At 69.6% G+C, this 25,082-nt stretch carries 28 protein-coding genes and 2 pseudogenes; 23 read left to right on the top strand and 7 right to left on the bottom strand.

The features are described 5' to 3' along the window. Positions 1-2: 2 nt before the first annotated feature. On the bottom strand, positions 3-491 hold the full coding sequence (locus tag test1122_RS22680) for a DUF456 domain-containing protein (RefSeq protein ID WP_232271015.1): 489 nt from the start codon (positions 489-491) through the stop codon (positions 3-5). Between the two features lie 261 nt (positions 492-752). On the opposite strand from test1122_RS22680, the gene test1122_RS22675 reads away from it, so the two are divergent. After that, a complete protein-coding gene (locus test1122_RS22675) occupies positions 753-1,946 on the top strand; it encodes a protein phosphatase 2C domain-containing protein (protein ID WP_232271014.1) in 1,194 nt (397 codons plus the stop codon). 51 nt (positions 1,947-1,997) lie between these two features. Here test1122_RS22675 and test1122_RS22670 read toward each other — a convergent pair whose 3' ends face one another. Together test1122_RS22670 and test1122_RS22665 are read right to left on the bottom strand one after the other, a co-directional pair. Then, positions 1,998-3,041: a DUF2637 domain-containing protein gene (locus test1122_RS22670; protein ID WP_232271013.1), complete on the bottom strand. Its 1,044-nt coding sequence runs from the start codon at positions 3,039-3,041 to the stop codon at positions 1,998-2,000. A gap of 146 nt (positions 3,042-3,187) precedes the next feature. After that, positions 3,188-4,048: a (2Fe-2S)-binding protein gene (locus test1122_RS22665; protein WP_232271012.1), complete on the bottom strand. Its 861-nt coding sequence runs from the start codon at positions 4,046-4,048 to the stop codon at positions 3,188-3,190. Between the two features lie 128 nt (positions 4,049-4,176). Between test1122_RS22665 and test1122_RS22660 the strand changes: the two genes are divergently transcribed. From test1122_RS22660 to test1122_RS22605, 12 genes are all read left to right on the top strand, one after another. Beyond that, complete coding sequence (locus test1122_RS22660) at positions 4,177-4,962, top strand: GntR family transcriptional regulator (RefSeq protein WP_232271011.1); 786 nt, start codon at positions 4,177-4,179, stop codon at positions 4,960-4,962. Between the two features lie 76 nt (positions 4,963-5,038). Next, positions 5,039-5,614, top strand: coding sequence for a GNAT family N-acetyltransferase (locus test1122_RS22655; protein WP_232271010.1), 576 nt, complete (start codon positions 5,039-5,041; stop codon positions 5,612-5,614). Between the two features lie 109 nt (positions 5,615-5,723). Then, positions 5,724-5,807: a putative leader peptide gene (locus test1122_RS26715; protein ID WP_315877410.1), complete on the top strand. Its 84-nt coding sequence runs from the start codon at positions 5,724-5,726 to the stop codon at positions 5,805-5,807. A 144-nt stretch (positions 5,808-5,951) separates the two neighbouring features. Beyond that, a complete protein-coding gene (locus tag test1122_RS22650; RefSeq protein WP_232271009.1) occupies positions 5,952-7,649 on the top strand; it encodes a nitrite/sulfite reductase in 1,698 nt (565 codons plus the stop codon). Then, complete coding sequence (locus test1122_RS22645; RefSeq protein WP_232271008.1) at positions 7,646-7,828, top strand: hypothetical protein; 183 nt, start codon at positions 7,646-7,648, stop codon at positions 7,826-7,828. The genes test1122_RS22650 and test1122_RS22645 overlap by 4 nt, the downstream gene beginning before the upstream one ends. After that, complete coding sequence (locus tag test1122_RS22640; protein WP_232271007.1) at positions 7,825-8,535, top strand: phosphoadenylyl-sulfate reductase; 711 nt, start codon at positions 7,825-7,827, stop codon at positions 8,533-8,535. Before test1122_RS22645 ends, test1122_RS22640 begins: the two co-directional genes overlap by 4 nt. Positions 8,536-8,567: 32 nt before the next feature. Further along, complete coding sequence (gene cysC / locus test1122_RS22635; RefSeq protein ID WP_232271006.1) at positions 8,568-9,113, top strand: adenylyl-sulfate kinase; 546 nt, start codon at positions 8,568-8,570, stop codon at positions 9,111-9,113. Next, positions 9,110-10,021 carry a sulfate adenylyltransferase subunit CysD gene (gene cysD, locus test1122_RS22630; RefSeq protein WP_232271005.1) on the top strand — a complete coding sequence of 304 codons (912 nt, stop codon included), beginning with the start codon at positions 9,110-9,112 and terminating at the stop codon, positions 10,019-10,021. The genes cysC and cysD overlap by 4 nt, the downstream gene beginning before the upstream one ends. Beyond that, positions 10,021-11,364 carry a sulfate adenylyltransferase subunit 1 gene (locus test1122_RS22625; protein WP_232271004.1) on the top strand — a complete coding sequence of 448 codons (1,344 nt, stop codon included), beginning with the start codon at positions 10,021-10,023 and terminating at the stop codon, positions 11,362-11,364. Before cysD ends, test1122_RS22625 begins: the two co-directional genes overlap by 1 nt. 202 nt (positions 11,365-11,566) lie before the next feature. Continuing rightward, complete coding sequence (locus test1122_RS22615; protein ID WP_422397044.1) at positions 11,567-12,382, top strand: ABC transporter ATP-binding protein; 816 nt, start codon at positions 11,567-11,569, stop codon at positions 12,380-12,382. Next, the gene (locus tag test1122_RS22610) at positions 12,369-13,250 is read left to right on the top strand and encodes an ABC transporter permease (protein WP_232271002.1); all 882 of its coding nucleotides are present in this window, start codon (positions 12,369-12,371) and stop codon (positions 13,248-13,250) included. Before test1122_RS22615 ends, test1122_RS22610 begins: the two co-directional genes overlap by 14 nt. Positions 13,251-13,265: 15 nt before the next feature. Next, a complete protein-coding gene (locus test1122_RS22605; protein WP_232271001.1) occupies positions 13,266-14,021 on the top strand; it encodes a sirohydrochlorin chelatase in 756 nt (251 codons plus the stop codon). A gap of 490 nt (positions 14,022-14,511) precedes the next feature. Here the strand turns inward: test1122_RS22605 and test1122_RS22600 are convergent, their stop codons facing one another. Then, on the bottom strand, positions 14,512-15,966 hold the full coding sequence (locus test1122_RS22600) for an NsdA family TPR-like regulatory protein (RefSeq protein WP_232271000.1): 1,455 nt from the start codon (positions 15,964-15,966) through the stop codon (positions 14,512-14,514). A 332-nt stretch (positions 15,967-16,298) separates the two neighbouring features. On the opposite strand from test1122_RS22600, the gene test1122_RS22595 reads away from it, so the two are divergent. Together test1122_RS22595 and test1122_RS22590 are read left to right on the top strand one after the other, a co-directional pair. Continuing rightward, positions 16,299-16,712: an ATP-binding protein gene (locus test1122_RS22595; RefSeq protein ID WP_232270999.1), complete on the top strand. Its 414-nt coding sequence runs from the start codon at positions 16,299-16,301 to the stop codon at positions 16,710-16,712. Between the two features lie 151 nt (positions 16,713-16,863). Further along, entirely contained in the window at positions 16,864-17,862 is a 999-nt protein-coding gene (locus test1122_RS22590; RefSeq protein ID WP_232270998.1) for an NAD-dependent epimerase/dehydratase family protein, read from the top strand. 33 nt (positions 17,863-17,895) lie between these two features. Here test1122_RS22590 and test1122_RS22585 read toward each other — a convergent pair whose 3' ends face one another. Then, complete coding sequence (locus test1122_RS22585) at positions 17,896-18,402, bottom strand: GNAT family N-acetyltransferase (protein ID WP_232270997.1); 507 nt, start codon at positions 18,400-18,402, stop codon at positions 17,896-17,898. A gap of 152 nt (positions 18,403-18,554) precedes the next feature. Between test1122_RS22585 and test1122_RS22580 the strand changes: the two genes are divergently transcribed. Beyond that, positions 18,555-19,739 (top strand): DUF418 domain-containing protein, encoded by a 1,185-nt coding sequence (locus tag test1122_RS22580; RefSeq protein WP_232270996.1) that lies wholly within the window; start codon positions 18,555-18,557, stop codon positions 19,737-19,739. A gap of 78 nt (positions 19,740-19,817) precedes the next feature. On the opposite strand, the gene test1122_RS22575 is transcribed toward test1122_RS22580, so the two are convergent. Both test1122_RS22575 and test1122_RS22570 read right to left on the bottom strand, forming a co-directional pair. Then, positions 19,818-21,047 (bottom strand): S8 family peptidase, encoded by a 1,230-nt coding sequence (locus test1122_RS22575; protein WP_232270995.1) that lies wholly within the window; start codon positions 21,045-21,047, stop codon positions 19,818-19,820. A gap of 195 nt (positions 21,048-21,242) precedes the next feature. Next, positions 21,243-21,779, bottom strand: a complete 537-nt coding sequence (locus test1122_RS22570) for a DUF1697 domain-containing protein (protein WP_232270994.1) — start codon at positions 21,777-21,779, stop codon at positions 21,243-21,245. 211 nt (positions 21,780-21,990) lie between these two features. Between test1122_RS22570 and test1122_RS22565 the strand changes: the two genes are divergently transcribed. The 7 genes and pseudogenes from test1122_RS22565 (at position 21,991) to test1122_RS22545 (ending at position 25,061) form a co-directional block, all read left to right on the top strand. Continuing rightward, the gene (locus test1122_RS22565; RefSeq protein ID WP_232270993.1) at positions 21,991-22,323 is read left to right on the top strand and encodes a putative quinol monooxygenase; all 333 of its coding nucleotides are present in this window, start codon (positions 21,991-21,993) and stop codon (positions 22,321-22,323) included. 250 nt (positions 22,324-22,573) lie between these two features. Then, positions 22,574-22,753 (top strand): hypothetical protein, encoded by a 180-nt coding sequence (locus test1122_RS26885; RefSeq protein WP_422397043.1) that lies wholly within the window; start codon positions 22,574-22,576, stop codon positions 22,751-22,753. Further along, positions 22,753-22,998, top strand: a complete 246-nt coding sequence (locus tag test1122_RS26880) for a molybdopterin-dependent oxidoreductase (protein ID WP_422397042.1) — start codon at positions 22,753-22,755, stop codon at positions 22,996-22,998. The genes test1122_RS26885 and test1122_RS26880 overlap by 1 nt, the downstream gene beginning before the upstream one ends. A gap of 82 nt (positions 22,999-23,080) precedes the next feature. Further along, the gene (locus test1122_RS26875; protein ID WP_422397041.1) at positions 23,081-23,284 is read left to right on the top strand and encodes a molybdopterin-dependent oxidoreductase; all 204 of its coding nucleotides are present in this window, start codon (positions 23,081-23,083) and stop codon (positions 23,282-23,284) included. A 68-nt stretch (positions 23,285-23,352) separates the two neighbouring features. Then, positions 23,353-23,541: pseudogene (locus test1122_RS22555) on the top strand (ISAzo13-like element transposase-related protein); the annotation flags it as partial. 8 nt (positions 23,542-23,549) lie between these two features. Continuing rightward, entirely contained in the window at positions 23,550-23,738 is a 189-nt protein-coding gene (locus test1122_RS22550) for a hypothetical protein (protein ID WP_232270992.1), read from the top strand. A 97-nt stretch (positions 23,739-23,835) separates the two neighbouring features. Next, positions 23,836-25,061, top strand: a pseudogene (locus test1122_RS22545) (IS30 family transposase). Positions 25,062-25,082: the final 21 nt, after the last annotated feature.

The raw sequence follows: 25,082 nt of genomic DNA, 5'->3' as shown, positions 1-25,082 counted from the left end.
CTTCAGGCTGGGCCCCAGATGAGTGCCCAGATCCAGGCTCCCGCCACCAGCATGCAGGCGAACAGCTCGATCAGTATGTTCCGGCCGATGGCGCGCATGATCGAACGGGTGGCGGAGACCGCGTCGTCATGGCTGCCGAGCCTGCCGCGCTCCGCGCCGTACAGCCCGCCGAGAAAGCCCAGCACCACCCCGATCACCGGCACGATGAAGAAGCCAACGATGCCGGTGCCGCCGGCCAGCAGCAGGGACCGGCGGCGTACCACCGCTGCCCGTAGCCGGCGCTTGGGCAGCAGAAGCTGAACCGCCTGATTGATCAGAAGCACCCCCGTCGCGGCGATAAGGACCCACCAGGCGACCCCTGACCGCACGGCCATGGCCCACCAGAAGACAGCAGCCCAGACGACCAGCGGGCCAGGCACACCCGGCATCACCGTCCCGAGCAGACCGAGCAGCATCACCAGCCCTACCAGCACGAGCTGCCACATCGTCATGGCCCCAAGGGTGCCGGAAGCCGCTCAGCCTCGCGCGTTGCGGCGGTCCATTCCGGCCCCCGCCAGCGGACGGCCGGCCGGGGCCGGAATGGGGCCCCAGGTCACCCGCACGGCTGAATTGACCGATGCGGTGGCGGCGGGGTAAGCCAGCCCATCCCACTGGCATACGAAGTGCACTGACGGTGCATCAGCAACCAAAACGGCTGAATGTGATCATTCATGGGGGTGGGCCCGCACCGTGGTCATATGGACAATAAAGGGATGAGTCAGCAGGGGGAGCGGGCCGGAGCAGCCGACTGGTGGAGCCAGCTGTACGACAAGGGCGAGCCCGATACGGGCGGCTCATCGGCGGGGGACAGCCTCGACGACCGCTATGACTCCGCCGCCCACACGCTCGGGGCACCGGGCCTCCGCCGGCAGCGGGCACCCAAGCCGGGACCGGCAGCGGAGCAGGAAGCGGAGCCCGCCGTCCTCGCCGTCGACTTCGTCGGTGACCGGCCGCCCACGTACGAGGCCGAGCCGACCGCGCTGCCCGTGGCCGATCACGACCGACTGGACGAACTGACCCCCGACACCGTGCTCGACGGGGCCCGCTACGGTCCGCTCACGCTGCGCGCCGCGTCCATGCGTGGTGACTCCGCGCGCTACCGGGGCGAGCCGCGCCGCGATGCGCTGCTCACCGCCCGCTTCGGCAGCGGTGAGTCGGCGCTGCTGCTGGTCGCCGTGGCCAGCGGGCCCCGTGCGGCGGAGGCCGGGCACCGGGCCGCGCGGAATGTCTGTCACTGGATCGGCGGAGCCGTCGGCCGCAGTTACCTCCGGCTCGCCGAGGACATCCGGGCGAGCCGCAGGGGTGCGCTCAAGTCCGGCCTGAGCAGACTGACCGCCCGTAGCCTGGGCAAGCTCCGGGCGGAGGCGGCCGAGCTGGGCCTCGACCCCGCTGAATACACCGCTGAGCTGCGCTGCATGCTGCTGCCCGCCGACCCGCGGTGCCGTATCCGGGTCTTCTTCGGCGCGGGCGGCGGCGGTCTGTTCCGGCTGCGCGGCGGGGAGTGGCAGGACATCGAGCCGAGGGGGCGCCACCTGGGTACGGACGGTGCTCCGGTCCTGGGCCATGGCGCCGCGCCGCTGGCCGACCGGGACCCGCACCGCACGGTGGACCTGGGCATCGCAGCCCCCGGAGCGCCCGCGCGGACGGCCGGGCCGGAGCCGTCGGCCCCGGCTGCCGGCCCGCCGTTCCGTTTCCGGTCCTCGGTCGCCCAGGCGGGCGACACCCTGGTGCTGTGCAGCGCGGGGGTCGCGGAGCCGCTGCGCGCCGAGAGCGCCTTCGCCGACCGGCTGGCTGAGCGCTGGACCGGAGCCGAACCCCCGGGCCTGGCCGGGTTTCTGGCCGATGTGCAGCTACGGGTCAAGGGGTACGCCGACGACCGCACGGTCGCGGCCGTCTGGGAAGCGTGAGCCGTGCCCGGCGCTTCGCAAGCGCGGCGCCGGGCACGGAGCGTACGGCGTTCAGCCGAACTGCCTTTCGATCTCGGCGAGTTTCTCCTCCAGCGAGTCCAGCCGCGGGCTCGCCTGACTGGAGTCGTCGACGGCCGGATCGCTCTTGCCGCGCATGGACTCATGACGGCCGCTGTCCCCGCTGTCGTCCACCACGGCCTGCAGGGCGGGCCGCGACCGTACCGGCAGCTGGCTGGCCTCCACCGCGCCCGGTGACATGGGGGCGATCTCCACTTCCACCTGCTGCCCGGGCTGCTCCCGGTGCCACATCCGGTGCTGCCGGTTGAGCGCCTTCAGCCGGGCCTTTTCGAGCTTGTCCTGCTCCCGCCTGCGGGCACGTTCCTGTTCCTTGCGCCGCCGGTCCTCGCGAACCTCGTCGACCGCTTCATCCAGCGTCCGTACGTTTTCCAGCAGCATCAGCGACCAGGCGCCGTAGGTCTCCCGGGGAGCGCGGAGCCACCGCACCACACGGATCTGGGGCAATGGCCGTGGTACCAGGCCCTGTTCCCGCAGGGCCGTCTTGCGGGTCTGCTTGAGCGCACGGTCAAAGAGGATCGCGGCCGACAGCGACATCCCGGCGAAGAAGTGGGGAGCGCCCGCGTGCGCCGATCCACGCGGCGCGTGCACCCAGTTGAACCAGGCGGCCGCTCCCGCGAAGGTCCACACCAGCAGCCGGGAGCCCAGGGAGGCGTCGCCATGGCTGGCCTCGCGCACCGCGATCACGGCGGAGAACATCGCCGCGCCGTCGAGGCCGAAGGGGACCAGATACTCCCAGCCGCCCGAGAGATTGAGGTTCTGGCGGCCAAATCCGACCAGACCGTGGAAGGAAAGCGCGGCGGCGACGCCCGCGCAGCAGAAGAGCAGGAGATAGGAGGCGGTGGCGTAGACCGTCTCTTTACGGCGGCGCCGCTCCTCCGCCCGTTCCCAGGAATCGGCTTGGGCGGGATCCTCGGGTGGCTTGCGGCCGCGTGCCATCACCCAGGTGGCAGCGAGGAAGCCGACGAGCATCACCACGCCTGCCATTACCCAGTTCAGCGATATGTCTGTCAGTTTCATCCGGTGCCCCTTGTTCGACCCTCGGTCGCGGCTTCGCTTTCGCGGAGCATCTTGGCGGAACTCCGCCTTGCCGCAGGGGTTTTCCATATAAGAGACCGCCAAAGGACGGCAGCGCCTATGGATAGGGGCGTTCTATGTCGAACTGGCTAGCGTCCGCTGGTCAGTCGCTCGACACGATCCGCGTCACAGGTGCGCGGACAGGTCACACAGGTGTCCTTGGGGCGAATGGTGTAGAAGAGGCAGCAACTCGCGCGGTCGCGCGTGGGCAAACGCTCACCGCCAGGACCGGCCAGTTCCCGGAAGGCGGCGCCACGGGCGTACGGGGGTGTGGCGCCCGGAAGCAGTCGCTGGACCTCGCCCAATGCGCGCTGCTCCTCGCCGAGCAGCTGTCCGACGTACCAGAGCCCTTCCACGATCTCGTCCGTCGCCACGCCCCACAGCGCGCGCGGTCCGCGCCGCATCCGTGGCCGGAAGCCATCCAGAACGGGCCCGAGATGCTCGGCTACGGCCGCCCGTACCTCGGCCCGCAGCGCCTCCTCATCCGCGACGACCCACGCCCCCGGCAGTCCGGCGGCCCGGTCGTCGGGCAGGCAGGCGAAGGCGCCGGTGCGTACCGCCATCCGGCCGCTGGCACGGTGGAACGCGACCGTGTCCGCCGGGAAGCGCGGCACCCGGCGGTACAGAAACCAGGGGATGGTGATGAGCAGGGTGGCGGGCCAGGCATAGCGGTGCAGCCCGAAGGAGGCGATGACATCGGGCCGGGCCTGCTGGCCGTAGTCGTGGAGCACCTGCGCGTTGTCCCAGGCGAGATATGCGTCCAGGGCCGGGCCACCGGCCGCCAGCTCGTCCGTGGCGACCCAGCCGCCACCCCGGGGAAGCTCGTACCCGTCGCGTACCTCGCTGATCCGCAGCCCGGGCACGACCTCGGCCAGCCGGGCGTACGCGGCGGCGAGAGGGGACTCCGCGGCGGGGGCGGCGGGAGCTGGAGCGAGGGTGGTGACGGCCATACGGCGGTTCCCGATTCCACGATCGTTAGCAGGTTAGCCTTACCTTACCCGATGACATGGAGGTTTGATCTCGCGCACTCTCGGCTTATCGTGCTCTTCGGACACACGGCGGGGACAGGAGCGGGCAGATGGAACAGACCCGAGCAGAGTCGGCCATACGGGCAGGTCTGGACGCGGCTGTCCCCGCGCAGCGGCAGCGCTCCATACGCCGGATACCGGCCGTACCGCCCATACCTGCAGCGCGCTCCGGGCAAGCCGGGGCCGAAGCCGCCAGGGGCGAGCACACCCACTGCGAGCCCCCCGCCCCACAGCAGCTCCCACGACGGCACTCCGTGCGGGCCCAGGTGCTCAGCGCGCTCCGGGAGTCGCTGCTCTGTGGCGAGCTCCGCCCCGGCGAGGTCTACTCCGCGCCCAGCCTCGCCGAGCGCTTCGGTGTCTCCCCGACCCCGGTCCGCGAGGCCATGCAGCAGCTGGCCAGCGAAGGCGCGGTCCAGACCATGCCGAACCGTGGCTTCCGGGTCGCCGAGCACAGCGACCGCGAGCTGGCCGAGCTGGGTGAGGTGCGGGCCCTGCTGGAAGTCCCCACGGTGCTCCGGCTGGCGCGTGTGCTGCCGGCCGAGCGCTGGCAAGCGCTGCGTCCGCTGGCCGACCTCACCGTCACGCGTGCCGCGCGGGGTGACCGCGCGGGTTACGCGGACGCGGACCGCGCTTTTCACGCCGGTCTACTGGAGCTGACCGGCAACCGGCAGCTGGTCCTGGTCGCCGAGGACCTGCGGCGCCGGGCGCAGCGTCCGGTGGGGCGGGCCAGTGATTTGCTGGCTGCGGCGTCGGAGCATGTCGCGCTGATCGACGCGCTCTGCGCGGGGGACGCCACCGCGGCCGAACGCGTACTCCGCGCCCACTTGTCGCACTGATCCTCCCGGCACCCTGACCCTCCCGGCGCCCGGAACCGAGTGCACGGCCGCAACCGCCCTGTGATGGGATCACCGCATGCACACCGTCACCGTCACCACCTGGTCGCTGGAGCAGACCTCCCCCACAGACCTCCGACCCGTCCACGGACCGGACGGTGATTCCGGAATCCGGATTGCCCGGGCGGAGGTGCCCAGCCCGGAGTTCAGCCGGTTTCTCTATACCGCCGTGGGCGGCGACGTGACCTGGACGGACCGGCTGAGCTGGACGTACGCACAGTGGCAGGAGTTTCTGGAGCGGCCCGGGGCGGAGACCTGGGTAGCGTACGAGCGGGATACTCCCGCCGGGTTCATTGAGCTGGATCCGCAGCCGGAGGGCGTTGTGGAGATCAGCTACTTTGGACTGATCGCCGCCTTCCGGGGGCGGCGGATCGGTGGCCGCCTCCTCTCTTATGGGACGGCACGCGCCTGGGACCTGGCCGAGCGCTGGCCGGGACGGGAGCCGACCACCCGGGTGTGGGTGCACACCTGTAGCAAGGACGGGCCCCACGCACTGGACAACTATGAGCGGCGGGGCTTCCGGCTCTTCGACACCAAGGTTGAAGAGGAGCCTGAGACTCCGGTCCCCGGACCCTGGCCTGGCGCGCACCGGTGAGGCGACCACCACTGTGACCGACACCACATCGTCCCGCGATGCGGGACGATGGTGTCCATATCTTGGATAACGGTGGACTGAGTCTAAAGAAGCGTGCCACGCTTCCGTCATGTCTCGAGCTGGAATTGCCTTGGTGAGTCGGCGGCACGTCGACCTCGGCCGCATGTCCAGCGCCATGTGTCCGGCGCGCTGACAGTCCAGCACCGCCGCACTCCGCGCCGCCCCCACCGTTGCGGGCGAGCGAGACACCCCATCCTTCCCACCTGCGCCACCGGTAGCTCTATGCCCGGACTACGCAGGTAGAGCCGCTTACCGTCAGTCCGAAGGACACACCGCCATGGCCGACACCCCCAAGCCAGCCGCTGCCGCCCCGACCCGTCGCAAGGCCGGCCGCCACCGCGGCGAAGGCCAGTGGGCCAAGGGCCACTTCACTCCGCTCAACCCCAATGAGCAGACCAAGAAGGACGACGACGGTCTCAATGTGCGGACACGCATTGAGACGATCTACGCACACCGTGGCTTCGACTCCATCGATGGCGCCGATCTGCGCGGACGGATGCGCTGGTGGGGTCTGTACACCCAGCGCAAGCCCGGGATCGACGGCGGCAAGACAGCGATTCTGGAGCCGGAAGAGCTGGACGATGAGTACTTCATGCTGCGCGTCCGGATCGACGGCGGGCGGCTGACCACCGAACAGCTCCGGGTGATCGGTGAGATCTCCCAGGAGTTCGCGCGCGGCACCGCCGACATCACCGACCGGCAGAACGTCCAGTACCACTGGATCCGGATCGAGGACATGCCGGAGATCTGGCGCCGTCTGGAGGGCGTCGGTCTGTCGACGACCGAGGCCTGCGGTGACACCCCGCGCGTCATCCTCGGCTCGCCGGTCGCCGGTATCGCCGCCGACGAGATCATCGACGGCACCCCGGCGATCGAGGAGATCCACCGCCGGATCGTCGGCAACAAGGACTTCTCCAACCTGCCCCGGAAGTTCAAGTCGGCCGTCTCCGGCTCCCCGCTGCTCGATGTCGCGCACGAGATCAACGACATCGCCTTCGTCGGCGTCAACCACCCCGAGCATGGCCCCGGCTTCGACCTCTGGGTCGGCGGCGGGCTCTCCACCAACCCCAAGATCGGTGTCCGGCTGGGCGCCTGGGTGCCGCTGGAGGAGGTCGCCGACGCGTACGAAGGCGTTGTCTCGATCTTCCGCGACTACGGCTACCGCCGGCTGCGTACCCGTGCCCGGATCAAGTTCCTGGTCGCCGACTGGGGCGCGGAGAAGTTCCGCCAGGTGCTGGAGGACGAGTACCTGGGACGCAAGCTGATCGACGGCCCCGCGCCCGACAAGCCCGTCCAGGAGTGGCGTGACCACGTCGGTGTCCACCAGCAGAAGGACGGCCGCTACTACGTCGGCTTCGCACCGCGCGTCGGCCGGGTCGACGGCGCCACCCTGACCAAGATCGCCGAGCTGGCCGAGGCACATGGTTCCGGCCGGGTCCGTACGACCGTTGAGCAGAAGATGCTCATCCTCGATGTCACCGAGGAGCAGGTCGCCTCGCTCACCGAGGGCCTGGAGTCGCTGGATCTGACCACCAAGCCATCGCCGTTCAGGCGCGGCACGATGGCCTGCACCGGCATCGAGTTCTGCAAGCTGGCCATCGTGGAAACCAAGGGCCGTGGCCAGTCACTCATCGATGAGCTGGAGCGCCGTCTCCCGGACTTCCATGAGCCCATCACCATCAATGTCAACGGCTGCCCGAACTCCTGCGCGCGTATCCAGATCGCGGACATCGGTCTCAAGGGACAGCTGGTCGTCGACAAGGACGGCAACCAGGTCGAGGGCTTCCAGGTGCACCTGGGCGGCTCGCTCGGCCTGGAGCCCGGCTTCGGCCGTAAGGTCCGCGGCCTCAAGGTCACCTCGGCCGAGCTGCCCGACTACATCGAGCGCGTCCTGCGGAACTTCCAGGAGCAGCGCGCGGACGGCGAGCGGTTCGCCCAGTGGGCGGCCCGGGCCGATGAGGGGGCCCTCAAGTGAGCGAGCGAGCCGCGCCGTTCTACTGCCCGTACTGCGGTGACGAGGATCTGCGCCCGTCCGAGGAAGGGCATGGCTCTTGGGAGTGCGCGGCCTGCAACCGCGCCTTCCGGCTGAAGTTCCTCGGCCTGCTGGCCAGTGGATTCCAGCGCGCCGACAACAGCGAAGGGGGCACGGCATGACCAGCACCAGTACCAGCAGCACCGCGGTCGGGCTGCGAGAGCTCGCCGAGCGGGCCGGACGGGAGCTGGAGGAGGCACCCGCGCTGGAGATCCTGCGCTGGGCCGCAGAAACGTTCGGCGAGCGTTTCTGCGTCACCTCCTCCATGGAGGACGCGGTCGTGGCGCATCTGGCGTCCCAGGCGTTCCCGGGCGTGGATGTGGTGTTCCTGGACACCGGCTACCACTTCCCGGAGACCATCGGCACCCGGGACGCGGTGGCGGCCGTGATGGACGTCAACCTCATCACGCTCACCCCACGCCAGACGGTCGCCGAGCAGGACGCCCAGTACGGGCCGAAGCTGCATGACCGTGACCCGGACCTGTGCTGCGCGCTACGCAAGGTCAAGCCCCTCGAAGAGGGCCTGACCGGCTATGACGCCTGGGCGACCGGGCTGCGCCGCGATGAGTCACCGACCCGGGCGAACACCCCGGTCGTCGGCTGGGACGAGAAGCGGCAGAAGGTCAAGATCTCCCCCATCGCCCGCTGGACGCAGGACGATGTGGACGCCTATGTGACCGAGCACGGTGTGCTCACCAACCCGCTGCTGATGGACGGCTACGCCTCCGTGGGCTGCGCCCCCTGCACCCGGCGCGTACAGGACGGCGAGGACGCACGGGCCGGGCGCTGGGCCGGACAGAACAAGACCGAGTGCGGGCTGCACGGCTGATGAGCGGCGAAGAGATACGTAGGGAGCGGGAGATGAGCGTGGCTCAGACGGGTGCCACGGTGTGGCTCACCGGTCTGCCGAGCGCGGGCAAGACGACCATCGCCACCGCGCTGGCGGACCGGCTGCGCGGCGAGGGGCACCGGGTGGAGGTGCTGGACGGTGATGAGATCCGCGAGTTCCTCTCGGCCGGGCTCGGATTTTCCCGCGAGGACCGGCATACGAACGTCCAGCGGATCGGCTTCGTGGCCGAACTGCTCGCCTCCCACGGGGTGAAGGTGCTCGTGCCGGTGATCGCGCCCTACGCGGACAGCCGGGAGGCGGTCCGTAAGCGCCATCAGGTGGAGGGCACCGGCTTCCTTGAGGTGCATATCGCCACTCCGGTGGAGGTGTGCTCCGTACGCGATGTGAAGGGGCTCTACGCCAAGCAGGCGGCCGGGGAGATCGCCGGGCTGACCGGTGTGGACGACCCGTATGAGGCTCCGGAAGACCCGGATCTGCGGATCCACGCCCATGTGCAGACCGTCGAGGAATCCGCGACGGCGCTGCACACGCTGCTGATCGAGAGGGGACTGGCGTGACGGAGGACAATCCCTACGCGCTGACGCACCTGGACGCGCTGGAGTCCGAGGCGGTGCATATCTTCCGTGAGGTGGCGGGCGAGTTCGAGCGTCCCGTCATTCTCTTCTCGGGCGGCAAGGACTCCATCGTCATGCTGCATCTGGCGCTGAAGGCGTTCGCCCCGGCGCCGGTGCCGTTCGCTCTGCTGCATGTGGACACCGGGCACAACTTCCCGGAGGTCATCGACTACCGGGACCGCACGGTCGCCGAGCACGGCCTTCGGCTGCATGTGGCGTCGGTGCAGGAGTTCATCGACAGCGGCCAGCTGCGCGAGCGCCCGGACGGCACCCGCAATCCGCTGCAGACGGTGCCGCTGCTGGACGCCATCGACAAGAACCGTTTTGACGCGGTCTTCGGCGGCGGCCGCCGGGACGAGGAGAAGGCCCGCGCGAAGGAGCGGGTCTTCTCCCTGCGTGATGAGTTCGGTGTCTGGGACCCGCGCCGTCAGCGGCCGGAGCTGTGGCAGCTCTACAACGGCCGCCACTCCCCCGGCGAGCATGTGCGGGTCTTCCCGCTGTCCAACTGGACCGAGCTGGATGTGTGGCAGTACATCGCCCGGGAGAAGATCGAGCTCCCGGAGATCTACTACGCCCATGAGCGCGAGGTCTTCGCCCGCAGCGGCATGTGGCTGGCGCCGGGCGAGTGGGGCGGCCCCAAGGACGGCGAGACCGTGGAGACCCGCCTGGTGCGCTACCGCACGGTCGGCGATATGTCCTGCACCGGCGCCGTGGATTCCGACGCCGACACCATTGAGAAGGTCATCGCCGAGATCGCCGCTTCCCGGCTCACCGAGCGCGGCGCGACCCGGGCCGACGACAAGCTCTCCGAGGCCGCGATGGAAGACCGTAAGCGCGAGGGGTACTTCTGATGAGCACCACCACCGATCTGATCGAGGCCTCGGCCACCTCCCTGCTGCGCTTCGCGACCGCGGGATCCGTCGACGACGGCAAGTCCACGCTGGTGGGGCGGCTGCTGCATGACTCCAAGTCGGTGCTGGCCGACCAGCTGGAGGCGGTCGAGCACGCCTCCCGCAGCCGGGGCCAGGAGGCCCCGGACCTGGCGCTGCTGACCGACGGGCTGCGGGCGGAGCGGGAGCAGGGCATCACCATCGATGTCGCCTACCGCTACTTCGCCACGCCCAAGCGGCGGTTCATCCTGGCCGACACTCCCGGGCATGTGCAGTACACCCGCAACATGGTCACCGGCGCCTCCACCGCCGAGCTGGCCGTCGTGCTGGTCGACGCCCGCAACGGTGTGGTGGAGCAGACCCGCCGCCATGCCGCCGTGGCCGCCCTGCTGCGCGTCCCGCACGTCGTCCTGGCCGTCAACAAGATGGACCTGGTCGACTACGCCGAGCCCGTCTTCGCGGCCATCGCCGAGGAGTTCACCGGCTACGCCGCCTCCCTCGGCGTCCCGGAGATCACCACGATCCCGATCTCCGCACTCGCGGGCGACAACGTCGTGACCCCCTCGGCCACCATGGACTGGTACGGCGGCCCCACCGTCCTGGAGCACCTGGAGACCGTCCCGGTCACCCATGACCCGGCCGAGGACGTGGCCCGCTTCCCGGTCCAGTACGTGATCCGTCCGCAGACGGCCGAGCACCCCGACTACCGTGGCTACGCGGGCCAGATCGCCTCCGGCATCCTGCGCGTGGGCGACCCGGTCACCGTGCTGCCCTCGGGCCGTACGAGCACCATCGAGGCCATCGACGCACTCGGCCAGTCCGTGGACGTGGCCTGGGCGCCCCAGTCCGTCACCGTGCGGCTCGCGGACGACCTGGACATCTCCCGGGGTGACCTGATCGCCCCCACCGACGCCACGGTGACCTGCAGCCAGGACCTCACCGCCACGGTCTGCCATCTGCACGACCGGCCGCTGAAGGTCGGCGAGCGGGTGCTGCTCAAGCACACCACCCGCACGGTGAAGGCGATCGTCAAGGACATCCCCTCCCGGCTGACCCTGGACGACCTCTCCCAGCACCCGGCCCCCGGTGAGCTGGCGGCCAATGACATCGGCCGGGTCGTGATCCGTACCGCCGAGCCGCTGCCGGTCGACGCCTACGCCGACTCCCGCCGCACCGGATCGTTCCTCCTCATCGACCCCGCCGACGGCACCACCCTCACGGCCGGTATGGCCGGAGACGCCTTCGCCGAAACGGCCGAGGACGCCCCGAAGTCCACCCCGGACGATGACGGCTGGGACTTCTGACCATGGCGACCGAAGTGTTCTCCACCTTCGACCAGACCGGTGGCCGCATCGGAAGCGGGGCCCTCGGCAGCGGCCAGGGCGGAGTGGCGCGATGCCGCCACTGATGCCCGCCTCCGACCCCGCCCCGTACGCCCGACCGCACGTCCGATCTCACCTGCCATAGCCGCCCGGCCAGGGTGGCGAAGACGAGAGGACAGCCTCCGTGCCCACTGAACTCGCCACCCCCGCCCCGGCAACCTCCGCTGCCGCCGCCACCGAGACCAATGAGCGCCCCTACGCGGTGCAGCTCGACCATGTCTCCAAGGTGTTCGGCCGCCCCGGCGCCCAGCAGCTCGTCCTGGACGACATCCAGCTGGACGCCGCGCCCGGGGAGTTCGTGTGCCTGCTCGGGGCCTCCGGCTGCGGCAAGTCCACCCTGCTCAACCTGGTCGCCGGTCTTGACCAGCCCACCTCGGGCACCGCCCGGGTGCCCTTCGGCCGCCCGGCGCTGATGTTCCAGGACCATGCGCTGTTCCCGTGGCTGAGCGCGGGCCGCAATGTCGAGCTGGCCCTCAAGCTCGCCGGAGTGCCCAAGGCCCAGCGGCGCGCAGAGGCCGAAGAGCTGCTGCATCTGGTGCGGCTGCCGGACGCCTACGGCAAGCGGGTGCACCAGCTCTCCGGCGGTATGCGGCAGCGCGTCGCCCTGGCCCGTTCGCTGGCCCAGGGCAGCGAGGTCCTGCTGATGGACGAGCCGTTCGCCGCGCTGGACGCCATCACCCGTGACCTGCTGCACGACGAGCTCACCCGGGTCTGGCGGGAGCGCGGCCTGACCGTTCTGTTCGTCACCCACAACGTCCGTGAGGCCGTCCGCCTCGGCCAGCGAGTGGTGCTGCTCTCCTCCCGCCCCGGCCGGATCGCCCACGAGTGGGACGTGGACATCCCCTACCCGCGCCGGATCGAGGACACCGCGGTCACCACCCTCGCCCGGGAGATCACCGGCCATCTGCACGAGGAGATCGTCCGACATGCCCGCCACTGACGCCAAGGACACCCCACAGGCGGCGGACGACTCACAGGAGATGGCCTCCGGCCTCGACGCGCTGGAGACCCAGGCCCCCGCCAAGGACGCCGGGCGGCGGATGCTCGCCAAGGCCGCCCCACCGCTGCTCGCCATCGCCGTGGTGCTCGCCCTGTGGCAGCTCGCCCACACCCTCCAGTGGTCCGGCACGCTCCCCGCCCCCGCCGCGGTGGGGGCCGAACTGGCCGCCGCCTCCTCCGACGGCACTCTGCTGCCTGCCCTCGGACACAGCATTCTGCGCTGCCTCATCGGCTTCGGCGCCTCGGCCGCCATCGGCATCCCCCTGGGCGTACTGCTCACCCGGCTCAGCGCGCTGCGCACCCTCTTCGGCCCGATCCTCTCGTCCATCCAGTCGCTGCCCGCCGCCGCGCTCGTCCCCATCGCCATCATCGCCCTCGGCCCCTCCGAGGGAGCGGTCTACGCCGTCGTCCTCCTCGGCGCCGTCCCTTCCATCGCGGTAGGTGTGGCCGCCGGAATCGACCAGGTCCCGCCCCTCCTGCTGCGCGCGGGCCACTCCATGGGCGCCACCGGCTCACGCGGCGCCCTGCATGTCCTGCTCCCCGCGGCCCTGCCCAGCCTCATCTCCGCCCTCCGCCAGGGCTGGACCTTTGGCTGGCGTGCCCTGATGACCGCCGAGCTGATCACCGCCACTCCCCTGCCCGGCATCGGCCGGATGCTCGCCGAGGGCAACGCCGCCCAGTCCATGAGCCAGGTACTCGCCGCCGTCGCCCTCATCCTCGCGGTCGGCGTCCTCGTCGAATCCGCCCTGTTCACCCCGCTGGAGCGCCGCGTCCTGCACAGCCGCGGCCTCACCGGCGCAGGCACCTGAACGGAATCCGCCACCATGCGCGCCCCCACCCTCCTCCTCGTCGCCCACGGCAGCCGCGATCCCCGCCACGCGGCCACGGTGACCGCGCTGTGCGCGCGGCTCCGTGCGCTGCGGCCGGGGCTGCGGGTCGAGGTGGGCTACCTGGACTTCAACGCGCCATCCGTCCCCCAGGTCCTGTCCCGCCTGCACGCCGACGGCATCCGCGACGTAGTGGCCCTCCCCCTTCTCCTCACCCGGGCCTTCCACGCCAAGTCCGACATCCCATCGGTACTGCATGAGACAGCCGCCCGCCTCCCCCACCTCCGCATCACCCAGGCCGACGTACTGGGCCCGCACGGTTTGCTGACCGCTGCCCTGACCCGACGCCTGTCCGAAGCCGGTCTCCGCACCGGCGACATCCCCTCCACCGGGGTCGTGCTGGCCTCGGCGGGCTCCTCAGACCCGGAGGCGATCGCAGTGATCGCTGAAATCGCGCGGGAGTGGCGGCGTACCACTGGTTGGTGCGCCGTGCGGCCTGCGTTCGCCTCCGCATCCCTGCCCCGCACGGTGGATGCCGTCCGCGCCCTGCGCGCGGACGGCATCCACCGGGTGGCCGTCGCCCCCTACGTCATCGCCCCGGGCTTCCTCCCGGACCGTATCGCCGCCGACGCCCGGGAGTCGGGCGCCGACCTCCTCGCCCCGGTCCTGGGCGACGCCCCCGAGCTGGCCCGGCTGCTGCTGCACCGCTACGACGAGGCCCGCTCCCGCGAGTTCGCCGCCTTCGCGGCGTAGGCTCACAGCGGGCGCCAGACGACCACGCTCTCAACCAGCTGAACCCCGCGCTTCCCCGTAGCCGCTCGGTGCCGTAGCGGAGCCTCCAAAGAGAAGTGGCCTCCCACGAAAGTGCGTACGGAGAAAGCGCCGCCGCGTGCTCGCCCCATCGAGACACGTCCTTGTGGGAGATGAGGGGTCCTGGGTTGGCGATGAAGGCGGTTATCGGAGTGGGACACCGTGCCCGTGTCGGCGGGGTAGGCATCGATGGCGCGGCAGGTCCCCCTGGGGGTCAGCAGTAATTCCCGCAGTTCCTCGAAGGCGAAGGCGCTGGCTGCGGGATGAACTCGTCGGCAAGGGCTCACCACGGTCAAGCCCGCTACCACCGACCGTCAGGCGTCACGGCTCGGTGAGACCCGGATCCGCTGTCTGGCGGTGGAGGACGCCGATGAGGTGGCGGCGCGCGCCCTGGGGATGACCGTGCTCGACGTACGCGATGGACTGGTACCGCCTAACGGCTGAGCGGCGGTCTCGCGGTACGTACCTCCTGGGCGAAGTCACGTACCTCGGCGGTGTCCGGGGCCATCCGCATCAGTGCCGCGCACAGTTCGGTGGCCCGGGTGGCGATGGAACCCACAAGCCGCTCGCACCGCACCGCTGCCCGGCCGCTCTCGATCGCTCCGTCGATCTCCCCGAGCGCGGCGCGGGCCGCACCCAGGTCGATCTGGGCGATGGCCATCCTGGTCGGGGACTGTTTCCCGTGCGGCACTTCCCGGTACTGGGCGGTGGCCTGCTCAGCGGCTCGGTGGGCACGGGCGGGGTCGCCGAGCCAGAGATGGCTGGAGGCGTCGTAGGAGGAGAGGCGTACGGCGTCGGCGCCGAAGAGTCCGGCGCCATGGGCGGGGAGCCGGTCAGCGTACTGGCGGGCCACCCGGTTCGCCTCCTCGAAGCGGACCCCGTCGCCGACCTTGGCGCAGGCCCGGGAGATCTGGGCGGCGAGCCGGGCGGCGGCCGGTGAGTCCACCGGCGCTGCGGCGAAGCCGCGTTGGGCGGCCGCCAGCGCCTGCTGCGGGCGGTCGTCGTAGAGAGCGATAGTGGCGCGGGCGTCATCGGCCCAGGCGCATACCTCGGGCACCCCGGCCTGACGTCCGTGGGCGTGGGCGTCGACGCAGTACGCCTCGGCGACGCCGACCCTGCCCATGTCGTGCGCCGCCCAGGCCAGGACCACCGACTGCATCCCCGCGCAACGGGCCAGTTCCCGGCCCTCGGTCAAGGTGTGGCGTCTGGAGAGCAGTTCGGCCGTGTGCCGACGCAGCAACGCGGCCGCCTGCCAGATCTCGGCCGGCGGGGAGGCAGCGTACATACTGCCCAGGTGGTGGAGCTGCACATCCAGATGCTCAAGAGTGTCCGGGCCGAGGTCGGTCCGCTCCAGTTCACGGGTGAAGGCCATTGCCTCGCCGGGTGAGACATTCAGCCCGCTGCTCCCGGCGGCCAGCCCCAGAGCTTTCAACGCGGTACGGCGCTTCGTGGTGTCGCCTCCTTCGGGAGAGCCCGAGGCCGAAGCCGTCGCCAGGAGACCTCGCGCGTCTTCTGGTGGCAGCGCCCGCACATCGTGATGGTCGATGAGCTGGTCCACCGTGGTCCCGTAAATCTCGGCCAGCCGCGTCAGGACGGTCCGGCTCGGGCGCCTGGACACTCCAGGCAGGGGCCAGATCTCGTACTCGCTGATTCTCTTCTTCGTCATCGAGGCCGGGGAAAGCGCTGTCCCATAGCGGGCGTTGTAGACATCGGCCGCTTGCTGACCCGAGTAACCCCGAGCGTAGCGGTACGCGGCCCGGGGGCGGATACCGCACTCCGCCGCGATCGCCTGCGCGATATGCGCTGTCGTACAGCCTCGTTCGATGAGTTCAGCCCGCAGCGTAGCGGCCCGGGCCGCTACGCCCGGCGTGCTGTGGGATGAGGCCAAGACGCCTCCCCTCAAGGACTGTGACGGCACCAGTCTTGATCTATGCGTCACATTAGCGCTGTACCCGCGCGGAGGGGAGCTCACCGGGGACCTGCCACGGAGCGTGACGGGGACCGCGACATGGGATCGCGAGCAGGAGAAGCAGTGGTCAGCGCCCCCAAGCCAACACCTGTCCGGGGACGAATCGTCCCCGGACAGGAGGGACGACAAGTGGCGTGCTCGGCGCCGAAGATTGATGGAGTTGCATAACTTCGCATAAACAAGCTCGTTCACAGCTCGACCCAACGCACGATCTCCAAGATCCATGCACGATGAGGACCAGGTGATGCACGGTGCACCGATGGTCAATGCGCTACACCTCGGTGCGCGGTTCAGTCCCAGACGTACGGGCCGAAGTCACCCAGACCCTGCACAGCTGGTGCTGTGGGTCGCAGACGGTGAGCGACGCCGTCCTCATCACGAACGAACTCGCCGCCAACGCCGTGTGCCACGGTCATGTGCGGGGCCGGTTCTTCGAGGTGACGGTCACCCGCGAGGCCGGAGAACTCGTGATCGAGGTGTCCGACGCCCACCCGGAGCCCCCACGGCTGAACGAGACCGACGACGACACGGACGAGGGCGGTCGCGGCCTGCGCATCGTGGAAATGCTCAGCACCAAGTGGGGCTCGCGGGAAGGCCCGGGAGGCATTGGCAAGACGGTATGGGCCAGGCTGCCGATGACCGCCGAGGGCCACGCCACGCTCTAGCCACGGAACACCCTCGGCGTGCTCGGCCCCACGGTCGGCCCACTGGCCTCCACAGCCGGAAACGTCGCCCCTGTGAGGCTTACGCTCTCGGCGATTCCGCTGAGGGTGAGCACCCGTTCCGAACGGGCCAGGGAGCGGGGACAGTTGCCGCATGAGACTTCTGGTGCTGGGTGGAACGGACTTTGTCGGGCGGGCCGTGGCCGAGGAAGCGGTGGCGCGGGGGTGGCGGGTGACCCTTTTCAACCGGGGGACCCGGCAGCCCCCGGCGGGTGCCCAGGTCCGTACCGGCGACCGCGATGCGGAGGCTGAGCTCGCCGCGCTGGAAAGCGGCGCCTGGGATGCCGTCGTCGATACATGGACGGGCGCGCCCCGGGCCGTACGGGATGCCGCGCGGCTGCTGGCGGGGCGGGTGGGGCACTATGCGTACATCTCCAGCGGGTCCGTGTACGCCTGGCCGTCCGCGGCCGGTTCTGATGAGGGCGCGCCACTGGTGGCGGCGTCGGCGGACGCTGGGGCCACGGAGTACGCGCAGGACAAGCGGGGCGGCGAGCTGGCCGCCGAAGAGGTCTTCGGGGAGCGGGCGCTGTTCGTACGGGCCGGGCTGATCCTCGGACCGTACGAGAACATCGGACGGCTGCCCTGGTGGCTGCGCCGGATCGCCCAGGGCGGCGGCCCGGTGCTGGCCCCTGGGCCGTACGGGCTGGAGCTGCAGTACATCGACGCCCGCGATCTGGCGAGCTGGACCCTGGACGCCGCCGAGCGCGGACTCGGCGGCCCGTACAACATGGTCAGCCCACCCGGGCACACCACGATGGGTGAGCTGCTGGACCTCTGCGTCCAGGTGACCGGTTCCGGCGCTGAGCTGCGGTGGATCGAGCCGGAAAGGATTCTGGCGGCCGGGCTCGAGCCCTGGACCCAGCTGCCGATCTGGCTGCCGCCGGGCGAGCTCCACGCAGCGATCCACCAGACCGATGTCTCCAAGGCGCTCGCCGCCGGACTGCGCTGCCGCCCGGTCGCAGAGACGGTCTCCGACACCTGGGCCTGGCTGTGCCGGAACCCCGGCTGGGAGCCACACCGCTCCGGCCTCCCACCGGTCGGGCTGCCCCCGGAGGCAGAAGCCAGGGTTCTCGGGTGGCCGCGAGCACGGTGACGAGGCCGACGCCATGGCGCATCAGCGTGGGCTTCATCGCGTTTCCCCCTGGGTGTCCAGCAGCAGCCAGGTGTCCGGCGCCATGCCGGCGGGCCCTGGCCGCAGCTCCTCCTGCCAGGCCGTGCCGACGGCGGCGGTGGCGACCTGCCGCCAGAAGCGGGCGGCGCCCGCGTTCTCCTCCTGGAAGGCGATCCCCCAGCGGCCAGGACGCAGCCGCAGCAGCTCGAGCGCGGCCCGGTGGCCAACCGACCGCCGGCGCAGTGCCCGCACGACAAAGAAGGCGTAGACCGAGGTCCCGCCATCGGACAGCCCACGGGTGAGGGCGAAACCGGCGAGCGTTTCCCCGTAGTGGATCAGATACGCATGGCGGTCCGGCTCGCTGAAGAAGTTCGGAAGCCTGTCAAAGGCGAACACGCCATCGGCGTCCGGGGTATAGCCCCGGAAGGCCGACAGATCGTGGCGCTCCAGCTGCGCCAACCGCTCGATCACCGACCGCTGTGCATCCGTGGCTTCCTGCACTAATACCTGTGGGTTGTTCATACTTCTCTTACTCCTCGCTCACGCTACTCGGTCGCTCAGCGAGCGCCACGGTCCGAAGTGCGCCTTATCCGCTCCGGGATGCACTCAGCACCACCCCGCCCGGGGGGTTAGCCCGATTCCGTGCGATGCCGCCCTTCTCTAACGTCAGGAGCATGAGCACTCATCCCGCCGAGCTCCGCCCCGCGACCACGTCCACCCCGCCCCGGATGCGGAATGTGGACGGGCTGCGCGGCTTCGCGCTCTTCGGCATTCTCATCGTCAATATCGCCTATTTCGCCTCGGGCTACGCCTTCCACGGCGTGACCGACCCCGCCTTCGACTCTCCGCTCGACCATGGCGTTCGCGCAGTGGTGACGCTGCTGTTCGAGATGAAGTTCTATCTCCTCTTCTCCTTCCTCTTCGGCTATAGCTTCACCCTGCAGACGGCCTCCGCCGACCGGGCCGGTGCCGCCTTCCGGCCACGCCACTTCCGGCGGCTGGCCGGGCTGTTCCTGCTGGGCGCGCTGCACGCCGTACTGCTCTTTCAGGGCGACATCCTCACCACCTACGCTCTGCTGGGGCTGCTGCTCTACGCGCTGCGGGGCGTCCGTACCCGCACAGCGCTCATCACCGCCGCGGTGCTGGTCGGCTGGGTCGTGCTGCTGTTCACCTCGATGGCGGTCGCCGGGCTCACGGCGGTCGATGAATCCGCCGCGCTCGCCGATGGCCGGGCGACCACGGAGGCGTTCTCCGGCGGGCTCGGCTCGGTCATAGCCGGGCGTTTCGAGATGCTGCCGCGGATGGCGGCGGGGCTGCTCTTCCAGCAGGCACCGACGGCGCTGGCGATGTTCCTGCTCGGGCTGGTCGCCGGGCGCCACCGCGTGATGGCCCATATACCCGCGCACACCCGGCTGCTGAGCCGCGTGCAGTACGCGGGCTTCCCCATCGGCCTCACCGGCGCTGTGCTGTTGACCGCGCTGGGCGGACCGCACAGCCTCACCGGCGTCGCCATCACCTCGCTCACCGCGCCGTTCCTGGCCGCCGCGTATGCCGCCACGGTGCTGCGGCTGTTTGAGACCACACGCGGGACGAAGCTCATGAACGCGCTCGCTCCGGCCGGGCGGATGGCGCTCACCAACTATCTGGCTCAGTCGCTGATCTGCGTACTGATCTTCACCGGGATTGGCGCCGGGCTGGTCGGCAGCCTCTCCCCGCTGACCGTGCTGGGCATCGCGGTGGTCATCTTCGTAAGCCAGATGCTGCTCAGCGCGTACTGGCTGCGGCGGCATCGGTACGGGCCCGTCGAGTGGGCGCTGCGGGCCTTCTCCTATCGAGGGGTTCGCCGTACCGCGCCCTGACCCACATACGCGCCGCCCGCCGTACCCCATGGGGGTGAGTACGGCGGGCGGGCTGTCGATTACGGGAGCTGCGCCCCCTTACTCGCCGACCCTCAGCAGCAGGTTCGGGGTGCCGTCAGTCGCGTTGCCGATGGCGTCCGGGGTGGCGGAGCCGGTCAGGGCCGACTCGACGTCCGCGGGAGCGGCCCCGGGGTTCTCGGCCAGGTAGAGCACCGCGGCGCCGGCCACATGCGGGGCCGCCATCGAGGTACCGGAGATGGTCTTGGTGGCCTTGTCGTCACCGATCCAGGTGGAGGTGATGTCCGAGCCCGGCGCGTAGAGATCGATGACACCCCCGTAGTTGGAGAAGTCCGACTGCTCGTCGGTGTCGGTGCTGGAGGCGACGGTGATCGCCTCCTTGATCCGGGCCGGAGAGCCCTGGCCGGCGTCGGTGGACTCATTGCCAGCGGCGACGCCGTAGGTGATGCCCGCCTCGATGGACTTGCGGACGGCCGCGTCCAGTGCCTCGTCCGCGCCGCCGCCCAGGGACATATTGGCGACTGACGAACCGTCGGCGTTCTCGGTCACCCAGTCGATGCCCGCGATGACGCCCTCGGTGGTGCCGGAGCCGTCGTCGTCCAGGACGCGGACGGCGACAACCCTGGCCTTCTTGGCGACACCGTGCTCAGCACCGGCGATGGTTCCCGCGACATGGGTACCGTGACCGTTGCCGTCATCGGCCTCCTCATCCCCGTCGACGGCGTCAAAGCCGTACTCGGCACGGCCTTCGAAGTCCGAGTGGCTGATCCGGACGCCGGTGTCGATGACATACGCGGTCACTCCCTCCCCCGCGCTGTCCGTGTAGGTGTAGGCGTCATTGCCCTTGGTCTCTTCCTGGTCGATTCGGTCCAGGCCCCAGGACGGCGGATTCTCCTGGGTGGCGTCAATGCTGAAGCGCTGATTCTGGACGACCTTGTCGACGGCCGGGTCGGCCGCGAGCCGCTTGGCCTCGGTCTCGCTCAGGCTGCTGGCCGAGAAGCCGTTGACAGCTGACTTGTAGGTCTTCTTGACTTCGCCGCCGTACTTCTTGGCGAGGCCCTTACCGTCGGACGCCGCCTGCACGCCGTCCTTTCCGTCCTTGAGCAGTACGATATAGCTGCCCTTGACGGCGTCCGTGGCGTCCGCGCCGTAGATGGTGCCCTCGGCGGGAGACTCGGCGGGAGACGCGCCGGCCGGAAGTGTCAGGAGCGTCGCTCCTGCCGTTACCGCGGCCGCGGCGGATATAGCCAGGATCAGCCGACGGCGCTTTCCACGCTGGTGTTGTGCCATGACGAGGGGTCCTCCTCGTGGTGGTCGTGTGGGGGGCTGAACACTGCGCCATAACGCAGCACTCGAACGCGCAAGAAACCGCGTTCGATTGAGTCGAAACTCTGTCGGATTGACGCGCTCAGCTCAACCCCCACGGCGCGTGTGACATACGCAACGCCACCGCGTCATCCCAGGGGGCCCAGGAGGGCCGGGCAGCTAATTCACCAGCTCAGCAAGGGTACTGACCGTACGCCAGTTGCGTCCGGTGACCGTGAGCCCCTTGGCAGCCCCGGCCAGCGCACCCGGCAGCTTGCTACGGCCCATACCGCCCGGGAACCAGCAGAAAATCTCCCGCCTCACCAGCTGAAACTCATCCGGCGCGTATGCCGCCGGGTCAACCGGAGCCAGCCGTACGGGATCCAGTGGCTCGCTCAGAAACAGCACCAGCAATTTGGCTGGATCCAGCTCCGCCGCCGGAAAAGGACAACGCTCCATCGCACCGCGCAGCTCCTCACCCGTCCGCACAAGACAGCCAACCTCAAACCCGAAGTGCCGGCCAACAGCCCGCTCCAACTCCGCCGCCAGCTCCTCCGTACTGCGCCCCTCGGCGCTGAAGACAGCGTTCCCGCTCTGCAGATGCGTACGGATTCCCTCCCACCCCAGCCCCGCCATCAGCTCCCGCAATTCGGCCATCGGCACCTTCCTGTGCCCGCCGACATTGACCCCGCGCAACAGCGCCACGTATCCCGCCACAGGGAGAGCCTAAGGGTGAAGACACCGTCACATTTTCGGATTCGGCACATACACCCGTCAATGGGCGGGCGTGGCCGCCCATTAACGGGCACCCTGATGGTGCGGATGGTTCTGTCCGGCCTTTTGAGTGCTGCTGCGAGACTCCGCGCGTGCCCCGCATAGGGTGGCTTTCGTCCACGGAACCGCCGAAGCAGCCTCGTAAGGGAGTCTGATGATCTTCATCACCGCCAAGTTCAACATCCGCCCCGAGCACGCTGACCGGTGGCCGGAGATCGCCGCCGACTTCACCGCCGCCTCGCGCGGTGAGCCGGGCTGCCTGTGGTTCGACTGGTCCCGGAACATCGCGGACCCGACGGAGTACGTCCTGGTCGAGGCATTCCGCGACGACGAGGCCGGGGCAGCACACGTGCAGTCCGAGCACTTCAAGACCGCGCAGAAGACCCTGCCGCCCTACCTGGCCCGGACGCCCCGGATCGTGAACATGTCGATCCCGCAGGATGACTGGTCCCTCCTGGGCGAGTTCACTGTGCCGGGGCAGGAGTAACGCGCCGCGGCGTACCCGCAGCCAGGAACAAGGAGTGACGTCTGGCCATGTCTTATTCCTGCTGCCCCTGGGTCCGGGGGCGAGTCAGCGCGAGTCATCGATCCAAGGATCGGATGTCCCGGACTGTCCAGCTCAGAGGAAGCAGGAATCTTGGCACCCAAGATGAGCACAGTCACGCGACGGGATCTGCTCAAGTTGTTCGCCGCTACCGGGGCGGTCACCGCGCCCGGGGCCCGGCCCGGCCGCCTGGGTGGCTGAGGGGCCCGGCATCGTCAAGCCGTTGCCGCCTGAGCTGTTCGCCCGCCACGGCACCAGCGTCGAGACCAACTGGGCCGCTCTGCATGGCACCGGGCTGCTCACACCCACCGACCGTTTCTTCGTACGCAATCACACCGTGACGCCCACCTGGAAGCCGCGAAGTGGCAGCTGATGATCTGGGGCTCGGGCATCAGGGGTGCGCCCGGTTTCGACATGGCTGTCCGATTCCGATACGACGAACTGCGGGCCCTGCCCTCGGTCACCCGTACCGTGTTTCTGGAGTGCACGGGTAACGGCCGTAGCTTCTACACCACCCAGCAGGGAGACACGTCTCCGGCACCCCTTGGCGGCTCGGCGGCATCAGCGTCGCGCGGTGGCGCGCGGTGGCGCGGGGTGCCGCGGGGTGCCGCTCGCTGACGTGCTGCGCGCCGGGCTGGCAGCACCGGCCACGCTGTCGATGTGATGCCGCGTGGGCTGGATGACCCCTATGTGACCGGGGGTGGACTACGGCCGGGTCCGGCGGCCGCTGCCGGTCAGCAAGGCGCTCGACGATGTACCGCTCGCATATGAGATGAACAGCAAACCGCTCCCTTACGACCACGGCTTTCCGGTGCGGGTGGTTGTGCCTTCCTGGGTGGGGATCGCCTCAATCAAGTGGGTCAGCCATATCGAGGTGTCCGCCGAGCCGCTGAACTCCCCGTGAGACACCGACTTCTACCGGCTCTTCGGTTCCAGCCCACCCAGTACAGGGAAGTACGCCGCTGACTCAACGGGGAGCCGGTGATCAGTGTGGACACGAAGAAGAAGGAACTTGTCGGCCCCTTCAAAAATAGCGGCCGTGAATGGGAGCCCAGAGGCGAGCCGGTACGGGTCGACACCCACGACTTCCCCGACCACGAGCTGGGCAAGGCGGTGCCCTACGGCATCTACGACGTCGCCGCGAACACCGGCCGGGCGTCGAACTTGTCGTGATCAAGGAACTCCTCGGCCACGCCCACATCGGCGTCACCGCCACCGTCTACGCCCACGTCCGACTCCGCCTCCAACAAGACGCCATCAACACCCTCAGCACCGCACTCGCCGACAGTCAGATGCATGTCAAGACAAGGGCCGTCGACGGCAACGAACCGCCTCCTGCAACGGCCCTCGTCCGCTGACGTTGCCGTCAACTACTGCCGTCACCCCACACAGAAGCCCCGCCAGGATGAGCTTCGGTTCTAGTGGTCGTCGCAACACCCCAGCTCAAGGGGTGCGATGGACTTCGAGATCCGTAAGGTTCGTAAGGCTCAGGGGCCTGTGAAGCTCCGAGCCGAGCGGGAGGAATACTTCCGGCTCGTGCAGATGGGGCTGACCAACCGAGAGGCAAGCCGACGCGTCGGCGTCCATGAGCGGACCGGCCGCGAATGGCGAAACGGCCGGATGGACCCGAAGCGGCGGCGGGCTCCTGCTCTGGTGGAGCAGGAGCCCGAGCCTTCGCCGACGAGGTGCCTGCGGGAAGACGAGCGCATCCACATAGCCGACCGGCTGCGGGAGAAGGCGTCCTTCCGTGCAATCGCCGCCGAGCTTGGCCGCAGTCCGTCCACGGTCAGCCGGGAGATACGCCGCAACGGCACACCCCTGCGCGGTGACCGCACGCGATGGGCCTACCGTCCCCACGCCGCTCAGCGCCGGGCCGATGCCCGCCGGCCCCGGCCCAAGCCGAGCAAGATCGGCCAGGACACCGAGCTGCGGGACTTCATCCAGGCTCACCTGGCGATGCGGTGGAGCCCGGAACAGATCTGTCACGCTCTTCGCAGACGGTTCCCCGACCGGCCGGAGATGCACGTGGTCCACGAGACGATCTATCAGGCCCTCTACGTTCAGGGCCGCGGGGAACTGCGCCGGGAGCTGGCCAGAGCTCTGCGCACGGGACGGGCCCGGCGCAGGCCCCACCGCCAGGCCGCTGCCCGGCAGCCGCGCTTCTCCCACCCCATGGTCATGATCAGCCAGCGGCCTGCCGAAGCGGACGACCGGGCCGTGCCCGGACACTGGGAAGGCGACCTGATCATCGGCAAGGACGGCGCCTCCGCCATCGGCACCCTGGTCGAGCGGGCCACCCGTTACGTCATGCTCGTCCACCTGCCCCAGGGCCGTGGCGCCGAAGACGTCAGCACGGCCCTGCAGACCACAGTCCAGACCCTGCCGCGACACCTGACCAAGTCCCTGACCTGGGATCAAGGCTCCGAGATGGCCGCCCACCACGCCTTCACCGTCGCCACGGACATCCGGTCTACTTCTGCGACCCAGCCAGCCCCTGGCAGCGCGGATCGAACGAGAACACCAATGGCCTGCTGCGGCAGTACTTCCCCAAGGGCACCGACCTGTCCGTCCACAACCCCGAGCAACTGGCCGCCGTCGCCGCCGAACTCAACAGTCGCCCACGCAAAACGCTCGGCTGGGAAACCCCAGCCGAGCGCCTCGCTAAGCTGCTCGCGGCTTGATCAACTCACCACGTGTTGCAA

The organism is Streptomyces gobiensis (genome assembly GCF_021216675.1).
GTDB lineage: Bacteria > Actinomycetota > Actinomycetes > Streptomycetales > Streptomycetaceae > Streptomyces > Streptomyces gobiensis.
The sequence above is the reverse complement of the archived record's forward strand: the minus strand, read 5'-3'. Positions and strand labels throughout refer to the sequence as shown.